Genomic DNA, 14409 nt, shown 5'->3' with positions numbered 1-14409 from the left:
TTTGCCAGAAAAAAACGTAAAATCAAACAAAAGTTTTTCTCACGAGGAAAATCATGTCATTGCCTCTCTCCCCCAACGGCGCTCAAGCCCTGCTCGAAGCGGATAAGTTGACCAAGCGCTACGAAGACGGCGTGCTCGCGCTCGATCATGTTTCCTTCGCGGTGAAGCCCGGCGAGATTTACGCCATGCTCGGCGCCAATGGCGCGGGCAAAACCACCACCATCAATCTCTTTCTCAACTTCATCGAGCCGACTGAGGGTGAAGCGCGCATCGACGGCGTGGTCACCCACCGCGAACCGTTGCGCGCCAAACAACACGTCGCGTTTGTTTCAGAGAATGTGATGCTCTATCCCAACTTCACCGCGCTGCAAAATCTCGATTTTTTCGCGCGCCTGGGCGGCCAAACGAATTACACCAAAGACGATTACCGCCGCGTGCTGTTGCGCGTCGGTTTGCAGGAAGAAGCACATCACAAGCGTTTGAAAGGCTTCTCCAAAGGCATGCGCCAAAAATGCGGCATCGCCATCGCCATTCTCAAGAACGCGCCGGCGATTCTGCTCGACGAACCGACTTCCGGCCTCGATCCCCAAGCCGGCTTTGAATTCATCCAGTTATTGCACGCACTGCGCGAGGAGGGCAAAGCGATTCTCATGTCCACGCACGATATCTTTCGCGCCAAGGAAATTGCGGATATCGTGGGCATTATGAAACAGGGTAAACTTGTGATGCAACGCACACGCGAGCAACTGGCCGGGGAAAGCTTGGAAGATTTATACATGGAATACATGGCCGGGCATGTCGAGGCCATGGCATAACGGATATTCATCAATAAAACATCTCTATCATCAGATTGTCGATAAGAGGAGAAATAAGATGCGAAGTACCTTTCAGCGAAGACGGATTCTCGGCATTGTTGTTTTGGCGAGTCTCGGCGTGTTCGGTGCTGCAAATCTCACTCGAGCACAACAAGCAATGGAGTGGTCGCTTGACGCCAAGGTTCGCAAAGTAGTTATCGACGGCGCGTTGCAGGCGCTTCACGAAAACTACATCTTTCCAGAAGTAGCCAAGCAGATGGAGCAAGCCGTGCGCGGCCGGATGAAAAAGAAGGAATACGATAAAATCGCTGATCCCGGCGCTTTCACCAATACGCTCACTGCGCATTTGCAGGAAGTCAGCCGCGACAAACATCTTCGCGTGAGCTTCAGCCGGGAGGTATTGCCCAAGCGCGATCACCCACGGCAGGAAACGCCGGAAGAACGCGAGCGCCGCCGCGCGTTTGCCGCTGCGCGCAATTACGGATTTGAGAAAGTCGAGCATTTGAGCGGCAACATCGGCTATCTGGATTTGCGCGGCTTCATGGATGCCGCACTGGCGGAGGAAACCGCGGCTGCGGCAATGACGTTCGTCGCGGACGCCAGCGCCTTGATCATTGATCTGCGCAACAACAACGGCGGCGAGCCGGAAATGGTGGCGTTGTTGTCAAGCTATTTGTTCGACAAGCCGGTTCATCTCAATGACATCTATTCGCGCACAGCAAATAAAACACAAGAGTACTGGACGCGCGCGCAGGTTGCCGGCAAGCGCTACGGTGAAAGCAAAGACGTTTATGTGTTGACGAGTCGCCGTACGTTTTCGGCTGCAGAGGAATTCACCTACAATCTCAAGAATTTGAAACGCGCCACAATTGTCGGCGAAACCACCGGCGGCGGCGCGCATCCGGTTATGCCGGTGCGCTTGCATGATCATTTCAGGATCATGGTGCCGTTCGCGCGTGCCATCAATCCCATCACCAAAACCAATTGGGAAGGCACGGGCGTAAAGCCTGATATCGAAACGCCGGCATCACAAGCTTTGCAAACAGCGCATGTGGCCGCGCTCAAAAGCGTTTTGGCGAAAACAACAGAACCGCAAGAACGTGAGCAATTGCAGCAGGCGCTCGCAATTGTGCAGCGCGAGATCGAAGCTGCGAATGATTCCGGCGGCGCGTCAAACAGCGAAACTCCTGATGCCGGCATCGCTTTGCCGAATACGCCTGCCGGCAAAACACTGGCGGCCTTTGTGCGCGCGTTCAATACCGGCAATCCTGCGGCGTTGCGCCGTTTTCATGAAGAGCACGGCGGCAATCCGGAGAATGCGGAACAAGACATCGCTTTCTATGAACAAAGCGGCGGACTGAAACTGCACAGCGTCACGCAATCCAATGAATATGACATCGAAGTATTGCTGCAAGCTAAAAAAGATGGCCGCTGGCTGAGTTTTGCAATCAACGTTGCTATGCAAGCGCCGCATGGCATCACCGACATAGGCGCGCGCCCGGCCTCGCCGCCCAGCACGAACCCGCACTGACTCGGCAAGGGGCAAATGGCAGCGGGCAAATATTTCATAAACTCTTTGATCTAAAAATTAAGCAACCAACGACCAAAAACCAGCCATGCTCAAACTTATCATTGAAAAAGAACTGCGCGAGATCATCGGTTCGACCAAATTCGCCGTCACCTTCGGTGTGTGTGCGGTGTTGATTCTGCTCGCGTTTTATGTTGGCGGCCGGAATTATCAAGTGAGCAAAGCGCAATACGACGCAGCGGTCGCGGAAAACCTGCGCCAGATGGAGGGCATCACCGACTGGCTGATGGTGCGCAATCATCGCATCTTTTTGCCGCCGCATCCGCTAGCCGCGTTGGTCACCGGCGTTGCGAACGACATCGGCCGAACCGCAACGATACATGGCCGCGGCGAAGTCGGCGCCGAAGACAGCCGCTACAGCGATGATCCCGTCTTTGCCGTGTTTCGTTTTCTTGATTTGGATTTCATTTTTCAAATCGTGCTTTCACTCTTTGCCATTCTGTTCGCGTATGACGCGATCAACGGCGAGAAAGAACGAGGCACACTCCAGCTTACCTTCGCAAATGCCATTCCTCGTGCGAAATATATTCTCGGCAAAATCATCGGCTCATTTCTCGCGCTCGCCGTGCCATTGTTGATTCCGATTGCGCTGGGCGCGTTGCTCTTGCCGCTCATGGGTATTCCCATGGCCAGCGAAGATTGGCTGCGGCTCGCGCTGGTGGTGCTCGCCGGAATTTTGTATTTCGGTGCGTTTCTCACGTTGGCGGTTTTTATTTCCACGCGCACGCATCGCTCGGCGCATTCCTTTTTGCTGCTGCTCGTGGTGTGGATTGCAGCCGTGTTGATCGTGCCGCGCGCTTCAGTGTTGCTGGCGGGCCGCGCCGTGGCCGTGCCCTCGGTCGATGAAATCGCCTCGCAGAAGAGCCGCTATCAAGCACAGTTGTGGGAGGCGGACCGCAAGGCCATGGGCTCTTTCAAACCCGAATCCAACGACAAGCCCGATCAGTTATTGAACCAATTTAACAGCTTCATGCAAAAGATCGCGGACGAGCGTGAGAAGAAGATGCTGGAGTTTTCTGCACGCCTCAATGAACAACGCCGCAATCGGCAGGCGGTGCAAGAGCAAGTGGCGTTCAATTTGGCGCGTGTTTCGCCCGCAGCGGCCTTCTCGCTGGCCTCTTCGAATCTGGTGGGAACCTCTTTAGTGTTGAAAGAACATTATTTGGAGGAAGCCGGCAAATATCAGGAGGCCTATGCCTCGTTCATTCGCGAGAAAACTGGCGGCAGTCTGATGGGCGGCCGCGTGATGATGTTTCGCACCACGGATGGGGAGGAAGAAAAGCGCAATCCCATAGATCCGCACGCCATTCCGCCTTTCGTTTATCAAGCGATTTCATTGAATCGCGCCGTGCAAGCGGCGATTTTTGATTTTGGGTTATTGGTCTTTTTCAATGTCGTTTTTTTCGCCGGCGCATTCGTCTCGTTTTTGCGGTATGATTTGCGTTAGCTCGTTCGTAGTCGCCCCTTCAGGGGCTTGTCCGCAATTTGTATTCTACGCCTGAAGGCGTTACTGCATAACAAGGAATGAATATGCTTGCAATCCTGATTCAAAAAGAACTCAAAGCCATCCTGCTCAGTCCGAAGTTCGCCGCGACATTTGCCACCTGCGCCGTGCTGATTCTGTTGAGCATTTTCATCGGCATTCAGGATTATCGCGCCGCGGTGCGGCAGTATGAGGCCGCGCAGCAACTCAACGATCAGGAGATGCGCGAGCAATCATCCTGGCGCGTCATCTCATCGCGCGTCTATCGCCAGCCCGATGCCATGCAGATTCTGGTATCCGGCGTGAACAACGATATTGGCCGGCTGGCGCTGGTGAATGCGATGGAATCGATCAAGCTGCGCAACAGCAGTTATTCCGATGATCCCATTTTTGCGGTGTTTCGTTTCATTGATTTTGTTTTCATCGTGCAGGTCGTGCTGTCGCTGTTCGCCATTCTCTTCACCTTCGACGCGGTCAACGGCGAGCGTGAAGGCGGCACACTCAAGCTGGTGTTCTCCAACGCCATCCCGCGGGCGCAATACATTCTCGCCAAATTCCTGGGCTCGTGGCTGGGCCTGGTGCTGCCGCTGCTCATCCCCGTGCTGCTCGGCATTCTGTTGATCATGTTGTATCGCGTTCCCACCGACAATATCTTTTGGCTGAAAGTAACGGCGCTGATCGGCATGTCGGTTTTGTTCTTCACTTTTTTTATCGCATTCGGCGTGTTGATGTCCAGCTTGACGCGCAATTCTTCAGTCTCATTTCTGCTTGCGCTCGTGATGTGGGTTTTGTTTGTTTTGATTATCCCGCGTGCGGGCGTGATGGCCGCCGGACAAATCGTATCCGTGCCCAGCGTTGCTGAGATCGAAGGGCAACAGAACGGCTTTGAGAAAGCAAGCTGGGACAGGCACATGAAGGACATGAGCGAGCGCTGGCGCAGCCGTGATGCGGAGATGGAAGGCATGTCGCCAGAACAACGTGAGGCTTATCGCGATGAGCACGAGTGGGCATGGCTCGAGCAGGAAGATACGGCGCGCAAAACAATGCTGAAAGAGATCAACGATTTCTCCATCAAGTTGAATGAGGATTTGCGCAATCGCAAAGCACAGCAAGAGCGCCTGGGATTCGCGCTCTCACGCTTTTCGCCGGCCTCGGCCTATCAGCTAGCCGCAATGAATCTTGCCGGCACCGATTTGACGCTGAAAACGCGCTATGAAGATGCCATGCAAAATTACCGCAACACCTTCACCGCCTTCACCGAGAAAAAACAGAAAGAGGCCGGCGGCACCGGCGGCATTCGCATTACGGTTGATTCCGATAAGGGCTTTTCCATCAGCAGTGATCGCGACAAAGGTTCGTTGGATTTGAGTGAGCTGCCGCGTTTTCAAGCCCCCGCGCATTCCTTTGCCGATGCGCTTGCCCCCACGCTCATGGACTGGGGAGTGCTGGCGCTGTGCACCATCGTCGCATTTGCCGGCGCGTTTGTGGTGTTTTTGCGGTATGATGTTAGGTGAGAAAGCAAAGGGCAGGTGGCAAGAGGCAAGAAGGTTTGTGGTTTTTTGTGTTTATTGCGGGAGGCGAGTCATGTTCAGCCGGAAATGATCGCGCGAGGCTTGGGTCGTCATCTTTTTCCGGCACGTTTGCTGCTTGCTTCCAGGCTGCGGACATCTTCCAAGTCTTGAGGCCTTCCGGCGGCGCGCTTGACTTTGACCAAATCTTCGCGGCCGATGATAAAAACTTTTTCCCCGCCATAGGAAGCTTCCTGCCGATTTTACCAGGCTTCAGCGAATGAGATACTCTCCAGGCCGGTGAGTATGTCAATGCGGTTTGGAGCGACTCCGATTTGATAGACGACATCAGAGTTGCAAAAATCCTGCGCCTCAATCCCTTCCAATGGCGCGCCAAAATCAATCAGCGCTTGATATACCCGCCTGGCATTCTCCGGGGTGGGATCGACCCAAACGTCGATATCTTTCGTGGTGCGCGGCTCGACATGAAATCCGAACGCGTAGGCGCCGACGATCAGATAATTAACGCCGGCGGCGTTGAAGGCTTTCAACATGTCGAAGTAATCGGGGTTCAACCTCATCTTCGCCTCGCAAGATTCTCATGTCGATGATCAATTGCCACATCGCTGCAAACCGGTCCTCTGCCGAAAGATTTTGCCAGAATGCGTAATCAAACGAGCGATCGGCATCTTTGAGCCGCACCAGGCGGGCCATGTTGCCGGGTCGCTCGCGCCGTTCCCGCGCGCGTTCTTGTTCGTTCATGCCATACCGTTTTTAAAAAATTAACCATGACCGGAGTAATTTCTCGAATGAAATATAACATTCGTTTCGAATAAAACAATCATTGTTTCATGGCGCAAGCGGGGCGGGAGAATGAGGATGCAAGAGATGACAAGCAAAAGAGCGGCCCCCCGCCGCCCAGTTGAAGCGAGGTGATTCTACTGCCAAAGGCACTTCTAAACCGCTCATTGACCGGTCGCTATAATTCCACCGATTTGCGGTGAACAAACGATCTGAGCGACCGGTCAATATCTGTTGTTTATCGAAAGAGCTATCACAGTAGTGGCCGGTCAGTTGATCTTATTGCATCAAAACCATCTTGCGCGTTTGCACGAATTCTCCGGCGCGCAGGCGGTAGAGATAAACGCCCGAAGGCACGGGCATGCCAAACTCATTGCGGCCATCCCAGTGCAAGTGATGCTGCCCCGCCGTTTGCCGCTGATTGACGAGGGTACGAATCCGTTCGCCAAGCAGGTTGAAGACTACAACCTCGACTTGGCTCGTTTGCGGCAACTCGTAGAGAATGACGGTTTCGGGGTTGAAGGGATTGGGGAAGTTTTGATGTAATGTCATTGATTGTATAATATCGTTTTCTTGGAAACGATCACGAACAGCAACAACCCCATCGAATCTAATATCATCAATGTACCAACCGGAATCAACGTCTCGTGAGGTTGAGCTAAAAAGAAATGCAATGCGAACTGTTGAGCCGATATATGCCGAGATATTTGGCGCAGCAGCCTGTGTCCATGTTTCACTAATGCCGGTGTACGGTCCAGCTAAGTTTTCCCATGGCCCACGATGAACTGAAATTTGAACGTATCCCTGGTCTGGCCCGAGAGCATCGGTATTGTTCATTCGATACCAATGTCGGAAAAACAGGGCTGGTGTCTTTCCGGCAGCGTCTATACCAAGCGTGAACTCTGGGCTGATGAGCCGACTGTTTGCAAGATTAGGATAATTTTCTCCTAAAATAGTGCCAGCGCAATTGGGGCTGTTATATCCATTCATAGGACCAACCGTCGGGTGACCAACTTCCCAAACGCCATTGTCAACCCACCACTCGCCGATTCCAGGCTCAAAAGTTTCAGGATTAGTTGTGACATTGAAAACATTGGGAATTGAGTGAATGGATATGTTATCAACATACCAGCCATGAGCCTCATCTCTACTGGTTGAGGTAAAATTGAAAGCAAGACGGACGTTCATGCCGGCATATTTAGACAAGTCCACGCTGACATGTGTCCAAACGGAACTGCTTCCTGCAAGTGGCCCCATTATGCTTTCCCATGGCCCGTAATTAACGGATAGTTGTACTCGCCCCTCATCAGGTCCCAAGGCATCATCTTCATTTGTGACGAACCAATGCCAAAAGTGCAAATGCAACTTTGCAGGGGAAACCAGATTGGGAAGATCAAATTCGGGGCTGATCAAACGAGTATTCGCATTGGGGGGATAGTTATTGTTTAGAACCGTTCCCGCGCAATTTGAATCTGAATAGCAAGTATCTGGCCCAACTGTGGGCTCGCCAATCTCCCAAACGCCGTTGTCCGCATGCCAATCTCCTATTCCTATTTCAAAACTCTCTGCTGAATCAACCGGATTAAAGCTATTGGATTTCTTGAGAATCAAAATATCATCAACATACCATCCCGCTGCCTGATCTCGTGATGTAGACGTAAAGTAAAACCCTAAACGAATCCCAGTCCCTGCGTATGCTGTAAGGTCGATTGCTATCTGCGTCCACACCCCGCCTAAGCCAGAATATGGGCCCGTCGATCCCAGTGGGGATAGCCAATTACCGCCATTGACGGATATTTGAAAACGTCCGACGTCCGGGCCTAGAGCATCAACCTCATCCATTGCGAACCAGTGCCATAAATAGATGCGAATCTTCTCGCTTCCACTAACCAGGGGCAAATCGATTGACGGGCTGATCAAGCGTGTATTGGCATTGGGCGCATAATTCCCGGTTAGAATCGTCCCCGCGCATTGTAACCCCGAATAACAACTATCCGGACCACCTGTAAATGCAACAAGTGTGTCAATTTCCCAGACTCCGTTATCTGCATACCAACTACCTTGACCCGACTCAAAATCTTCTTGAAAAATGATCGTCTGGCCGAACGCTGCTTGAACGAAGAGCATCATAAGAAGCGAAGCCAGCATGCTCACGTGCCGATTCACATTACCAGTTGTACGAAGAGATTTCATAAGATGCCCAAAAGAATCCATGATCTTTTCCCTTTCTTCGATTTGAAAATTTCGGTACGGCAATTGCAACTTATACATCAAAGTTTGTATGACAATAAACCTCATCGTGTAAAACATATACATTTACTTTCACCATGAAAGCTTCATTCCATCTCAATAGCAATCCTCCAACAGCCAAGATGCTCCTGATTTTCAATAACTGCGAACGGGAGGTTGTCTGGTATCGAGTTCACCCGCCCAGTTTCATATGTTTCCAAAGCAACCGCCTGATCGCTCAACACCGATGGCTCAACTCGCGCCTGGCCTTCGGGTTTTTGCTCTTCCTCTTGCTTCTCTGGATTGTTTTGCTGTTCGCCTTCTTTGCCGGCGTCTTTTTTATCGCCTTTTGTAACCGTGAGAATGACGGCGACAGCGGTGATCACAAGGGCGCTGACAATAAGTACATTGCTGATCGAATTCGCCTTCTCGATCTTTTCCTGCGATTGCGCATGCGCTTCCGAGCCGGCGACAGTCAGGATGAAAGCGAGCGCCACAAAAACTGCGCAGGCGTTTTTAAAAGAAACATGTGTCATGATTTACTCCCTTGCTGGAAAAGGTGAATGGGTTAGTTTTATTTGGTTGCCTCATTTCCTGAACTAATATCCCAACACATTGATCGTCACTCTTGCCGCCCAGGTTTTGATGCCCACCTCGTCGCCGAAGTATTCCTCATTCGGACTTCCCCAGGTGAAATTGCCTTCCACGCTCCAATGGTTGGAAAATTCGTAGCCCGCGCCAAGCGCTAGGCCGGAGCCGAAAAGCCCGTCGAAATCCCTTTCGAAAGGCGCACTGAAGGTGGAAAATCCCAGACCCGCGGTGAGATAGGGCGACGGGCCTTGTGGCTGGAAATAGTAAGCCACGCCCAAACCGCCAACGCCGCTGGCAAACGTGTAGCTCTGGCTGGACCCGTCGGCGAATTCATTGGTATGGCCGAACCAGGCCACTTTGCTCATCCAAAAGAGCGCCACCTGGTTGCTCGGCGCATAGCCGATTTTGAAATCCGTCATGAGCGCAAATTTGTTTTCGCGGTTCATTTCTGAATCCGGGTTCGAGCCGAAATCGGAAAATGTGGTATAGGGCTTGTAGGTTGCCAACCCGCCGCCGGCGCCAATGCCGATAATAAAGCCCTTGCGCTGCCCATCCCAGGCGAATGAAGAGTTAGTGAAACTGACCATCATTCCGCTGATCAAAGCCAGAATAAATGCGTAACGTTTCATGAGATTCTCCACAATTTGAAAGTGATGCAGTTTTATTAAACGCAATTTGATTGTGGGGCCCGTGTTCAGCGGCAAATCAAACCACATGCCAGGCGGTTGACGCTTACTCAACAAACTCTAGCAATCTGATATTCATGAATTTAGTGCTACCAATACGGAGAGCCGGAAAAGCAGAGAGAATCAGGAGTGTTGGTTTTTCTAAACGCCAACGTTGAGGAAAGGAAACACCGGTGGGAGAATATGATACATTGTAAAGAGTTCGGGTGTAGAGGGAGAATATGTTTATGGCGAACAATTCAAACTGGTATATCGTGGTATTTCATCGTACCGGCAAATACACACTAAACACCGTCCCCATCCCGGGATCGCTTTCGACTTCGATGTGCCCGTGATGGCCTTCGACGATTTTTTTGACGATGGCCAAACCCAGGCCGGTGCCGTTTTCCGTGGCGGTGAAATCCGGCTCGAAGATTTTGTCGAGCATGTCACGGGGCATGCCCTTGCCGGTATCGCTGATCTCAATGACGGCATAATCGTGCGGCTCCGTTTCGGTTGCGGCAAGATGCAAGCCTTTGGCGAGATTCGCCGTAAGGCTGATTTTGCCGCCGCGGGGCATGGCATTGACGGCGTTGGAGAGGAGATTTTCCAGCAGAACCTTGATTTGATCTTGATCCAAGCCGGCGGTCTCGTTGTGGCCGTTGAGCTTGACCTCGAGTTCAACGTCGGGCGGGAGGTTTTTGGAAAGATGCTGCACGGCATCGCGCAAAAATGGGTGCAGTTCGATTTCCGTCAGGTGCAGCTTTTCGAGATTGATCAGTTTCATGAAATTGCGCGTCATCAACCGCAGCGCTTCGATGCGATCGGTGATTTTGGCGGTATAACCGTCATAAACCGCGGCAGATTCCGGCGAGCGCTCGCGATATTCCATTTGCAGGCGCTGCTGGGTGAGCAGAATGCTGGTGAGCGGATTTTTAATGTCATGCGCGATGCGCTGCGCCATCTTGCCCCAGGTTCTGGCCTGGTGAATTTCCAGATCAACGGATTTGTCGAGAAATTGTATCAGCCAATGCGGCCGGGAATGGCCTTTGATTGTCAGCGGATCCGCGATCACATGAACCACGCGCTCTGTTCGTTCTGCGGCGCAAGTTATGTTGATCTCGCGGCGGTGATAGGGCGGTTGCAATGAGGCTTGCAAAAAGGCCAGCAATTCGTCATGATCGAAAACTTCAGTGAAATGGCGATCTTTCCGGGAATTCGGCTCAGGCTGTTGCAAGCAGGAGAAGAGACGGTGATTACTTCGCAAGATGCGGCCATCGGGTTGGAGAAACATCAAGCCGCGGGAGTCGTCCATAAAGACGAAATCCTGCAATGCGCCTGATAGCCGAGAACGGTCTCGCATGCGACTGGCAGAAGCAATCAAAACGAGAGCCATGCTGATCGTAACCAATATCAATGCGGGTTTGCCGTAGCGAAAAAAAAGATAAAACTTGTTTTCCACCATACGCAGCAGCAACGTCTTGCCATTTGAGACAACACGGATGCTGGAGGGCTCGCCGACTTCTTTTGGGATTCCCCCCAAATATTTTGCATCACTCATAAATGCCCGGATTTCAAGATCGGGACCCAATACATAAAAAGCCTTGTCATTATGAGCGACGATTTCACTAAGCCCGTCGCCATCGGAATCTCGCAGCGGCGCCAGTAAAAATTCCCCGACCGAAAGTTTGCGGCGTTTGATCACTCTGAACTCACGATCCATTACCCATATTTCGTCAGGGTGGCGAAGAGCGACAATCTCGAGCTTTCCATCACGGTCAATATCCATGACGAAGTGGCCGCGAAACTGATTGGGGAACTCGATCTGCTGCAGGCTGCGCCAGGTTCCCGGCTCGATAATTTCAAAACTGGAGGTCAATGGATGCTTGGCGGCAAGCGTACTGCTGCGCGCAATGAAATCACGCCGGCCATCGCCGTTAAAATCAACGAAATTCAGGCTAGCCAGACTCCAGGCCTCACCGTATTCTTTTGACCAGACGATTTCAATTGGAAGGGAAAGTTTAAAAGCAATCAAGTAGGAGTGCCGATCATCAAAGCCCCCGGCCTGTGCGCCATTGTTGGGAGCAAAGCTTCGTACCAAAACTTCGGCAATGCCGTCGCCATCAAAATCATCGCAATGGCTGTCAAGGATCATTGCGCCCACAAGTTTTTGGGCAAGCAATTGGCCGTCCGGCAGCGAGTGCACCAAAAGGCCTCGTGGCGCACGAGCCAAACCAGTGCGAATGACAGTAACGAGATCATTCCTGCCATCCCGATTGACATCGACGAGATGATAATCCGTAATCGCGGGATCCCATTCCAGCTCCCCCTCGGGTTCGCGCCGGGGATGGCCATTGCTGAGAAAAAAAGAAAAAAGCTTATTGCCCTCGATGTCGATAAAACTCAAAAACAGCGAGTCGTTGCGCATGAGCGTGACAGCCAGTTCTTGCTTACCGTCATGATTCCAATCCAAGGGCCTGACGTCCCAGATAAGCGCGGGAAAGTTGATTTGATCGACGACGAAATTCGCGTGGGTTCGGATTTGAAGGAAACTCGAGCGGGCACCGGTAACGGGATCGATGTCGTTGTGGGTTTTCAAAATTTCGTAGCGTCCATCGTTGTCTAGATCTTCCAAAACGACGGAAGGATCGTATGACGCGACGCTCTCAAGCCTGAACGGCAATTTGTCCGTATCAAGTGAATGAAGGGAAGATTGCGAACAACCACTGGCCAGGAAAGCCAATAGCAAAAGCCACGTGCGCCAAAATGCCATCATTGCCCCGAATTTTGACAGGCTCAGAGTTTTTTGATTTGATTTTTTAAAGGGATTGCAGGCTTTGGGTGTCAGCGAGGAGGCTGAACTGGAGAGAAAAATAGGACAATTGGGCCGGAAGTCAAGGGTTTTTTATTGGCTGTGGGGAGAGACCATGGCGGCAAAATGAGTGTTTGACATACATAGATTGCGAAGATTTCTTGTCGCGGCTGGGGTATCATATCAGCCTTGCCGTTTCGGACCGACTCGTCGCGACAGCATGACTCTTTTGCGGCAAAATCATTCGCATTACTTCTTTATCCCCAACATCTGCATCTTTTTCCACAACGATGTCCGGTTGATGCCGAGCGCTTCGGCGGTCACGATGATTTCCCAATCGTGCTCATTTAGCTTTTTCAAAATGAACGCGCGCTCGAAGGCGGCGCGGGCTTCTTCAAGGGTTTGTTCGCGGGATGTTGATTTTGCTGCTGGCGGTTGAGGCGTTGCAGCCTGCAATGCTTCGCGCAAGAGGGCGGCATCGATTATCCGATCGAACGAAAGCACAGCCGCGCGTTCGACCACGTTATTCAATTCGCGCACGTTGCCCGGCCATTGGTGATTTTGCAGCAGCGGCCAGACATTGCCGGCAAAGCACTTTTGCGAAAGGCCTTGCACCCGGCAAATCTCCTCCAAAAAATATTCTGCCAGCGGTTGAATATCCTCTTTGCGCTCGCGCAGAGGCGGCACGTGAATGGGAATGACGTTCAGGCGATAATACAAGTCACTGCGGAAATTGCCGTTTTCGATTTCCTGCTGCAAATCTTTGTTGGTTGCGGCAATGAGTCGGACATCCACCTGGCGCGTCTCCGCACTGCCCAGCATCATGACGGCCCCGTCTTCGAGCACGCGCAACACTTTGGCCTGCATCATCAGGCTCATATCGGCAATCTCGTCAAAGAACAGCGTGCCGCGATGCGCCTGCTGAAACCTGCCGGGATGATCGTGATCCGCGCCGCTGAACGCGCCTTTCTTGTAACCGAATAACTCGCTTTCAATCAAGGTTTCCGGAATGGCCGAGCAGTTCATGACAACAAAAGGAAACTCGGCGCGGCTGCTGTTGTAGTGAATCGCCCGAGCAACCAAATCCTTGCCCACTCCGCTTTCGCCGGTGATCAGAACTTTGCTGTCAACTGTCGCGGCGCGCTCGATCAGCGCGAACACATTTTGTATTTTTTCGTCGCTGCCAATCATGCGGTAACGCTGCTTGACTTCGGCCAGCAAGTGATCGCGCTGCTCGCGCAGCCGGCTGGTGTGCAGCGCGTTGCGGATGGTCAACAGCATGCGCTCTGCTTCCAGCGGCTTTTCGATGAAATCATACGCGCCCAGCTTGGTGGCCTCCACGGCGCTGCCAATCGTGCCATGCAGGCTGATCATGATTACCGGCAAATCCGGCTTTATGATCATGCTGCGCTTCAAAACCTCCAGTCCGTCGATACGCGGCATCTGCAAATCCAGCAGCGCGAGATCGACTTTTTCAGCGGCCAGAATATCGAGCGCCTCCTTCCCGTCGCGCGCCTCGCGGCAGGCGTATTTGTGGTACTCCAGAATTTCCCTCACGCTCTCGCGCAAGTGGGGATCGTCATCGACGATCAGGATGACGGGCGCTTCTTGCATGTTATCACCTCTCTCATGTTTCCCCAAGTAAACCTCGTGTTTGCAAAATGAAACGCGCGGCGGTTTAAACTGCATCAAAATGATCAATCCCGCCGCCAATTGCAAGCGCAGTGCCGCGCCCAAACCGAGATTGAGATTGCGCGACATTTTAAATTTGGTTACGTTGCGCCGATGGTTTCGAAAGGAGTATCCGTCTTGCAAACGGATTAACCGCAAGCAATCGCGATTCAAGAAAGTATGAACATCACACTAAATCCAGTCAAAGCGATCAACGGCCGCCTCACGGTTCCCGGCGACAAATCC

General features: G+C 52.2%; 10 protein-coding genes. 4 read left to right on the top strand and 6 right to left on the bottom strand.

The genetic code is table 11. The features are described 5' to 3' along the window. The first annotated feature begins 89 nt into the window (after positions 1-89). From FBQ85_04525 to FBQ85_04510, 4 genes are all read left to right on the top strand, one after another. Complete coding sequence (locus FBQ85_04525; protein MDL1874422.1) at positions 90-815, top strand: ABC transporter ATP-binding protein; 726 nt, start codon at positions 90-92, stop codon at positions 813-815. Then, positions 796-2346, top strand: a complete 1551-nt coding sequence (locus FBQ85_04520) for a S41 family peptidase (protein ID MDL1874421.1) — start codon at positions 796-798, stop codon at positions 2344-2346. The genes FBQ85_04525 and FBQ85_04520 overlap by 20 nt, the downstream gene beginning before the upstream one ends. A gap of 85 nt (positions 2347-2431) precedes the next feature. Next, positions 2432-3850 carry an ABC transporter permease gene (locus tag FBQ85_04515; GenBank protein MDL1874420.1) on the top strand — a complete coding sequence of 473 codons (1419 nt, stop codon included), beginning with the start codon at positions 2432-2434 and terminating at the stop codon, positions 3848-3850. A 77-nt stretch (positions 3851-3927) separates the two neighbouring features. Then, positions 3928-5400: a DUF3526 domain-containing protein gene (locus FBQ85_04510; protein MDL1874419.1), complete on the top strand. Its 1473-nt coding sequence runs from the start codon at positions 3928-3930 to the stop codon at positions 5398-5400. A 257-nt stretch (positions 5401-5657) separates the two neighbouring features. On the opposite strand, the gene FBQ85_04505 is transcribed toward FBQ85_04510, so the two are convergent. From FBQ85_04505 to FBQ85_04480, 6 genes are all read right to left on the bottom strand, one after another. Next, entirely contained in the window at positions 5658-5975 is a 318-nt protein-coding gene (locus tag FBQ85_04505) for a hypothetical protein (GenBank protein MDL1874418.1), read from the bottom strand. Positions 5976-6474: 499 nt separating this feature from the next. Then, positions 6475-8511: a T9SS type A sorting domain-containing protein gene (locus tag FBQ85_04500; protein MDL1874417.1), complete on the bottom strand. Its 2037-nt coding sequence runs from the start codon at positions 8509-8511 to the stop codon at positions 6475-6477. Between the two features lie 20 nt (positions 8512-8531). Then, on the bottom strand, positions 8532-8921 hold the full coding sequence (locus tag FBQ85_04495; protein MDL1874416.1) for a hypothetical protein: 390 nt from the start codon (positions 8919-8921) through the stop codon (positions 8532-8534). A 102-nt stretch (positions 8922-9023) separates the two neighbouring features. After that, on the bottom strand, positions 9024-9755 hold the full coding sequence (locus tag FBQ85_04490) for a porin family protein (GenBank protein ID MDL1874415.1): 732 nt from the start codon (positions 9753-9755) through the stop codon (positions 9024-9026). A 208-nt stretch (positions 9756-9963) separates the two neighbouring features. Next, positions 9964-12456, bottom strand: a complete 2493-nt coding sequence (locus tag FBQ85_04485; GenBank protein MDL1874414.1) for a GHKL domain-containing protein — start codon at positions 12454-12456, stop codon at positions 9964-9966. Positions 12457-12741: 285 nt separating this feature from the next. Continuing rightward, a complete protein-coding gene (locus FBQ85_04480; protein MDL1874413.1) occupies positions 12742-14106 on the bottom strand; it encodes a sigma-54-dependent Fis family transcriptional regulator in 1365 nt (454 codons plus the stop codon). Positions 14107-14409 lie beyond the last annotated feature (303 nt).

This window comes from Cytophagia bacterium CHB2, from assembly GCA_030263535.1.
GTDB lineage: Bacteria > Zhuqueibacterota > Zhuqueibacteria > Zhuqueibacterales > Zhuqueibacteraceae > Coneutiohabitans.
The sequence above is the reverse complement of the archived record's forward strand: the minus strand, read 5'-3'. Positions and strand labels throughout refer to the sequence as shown.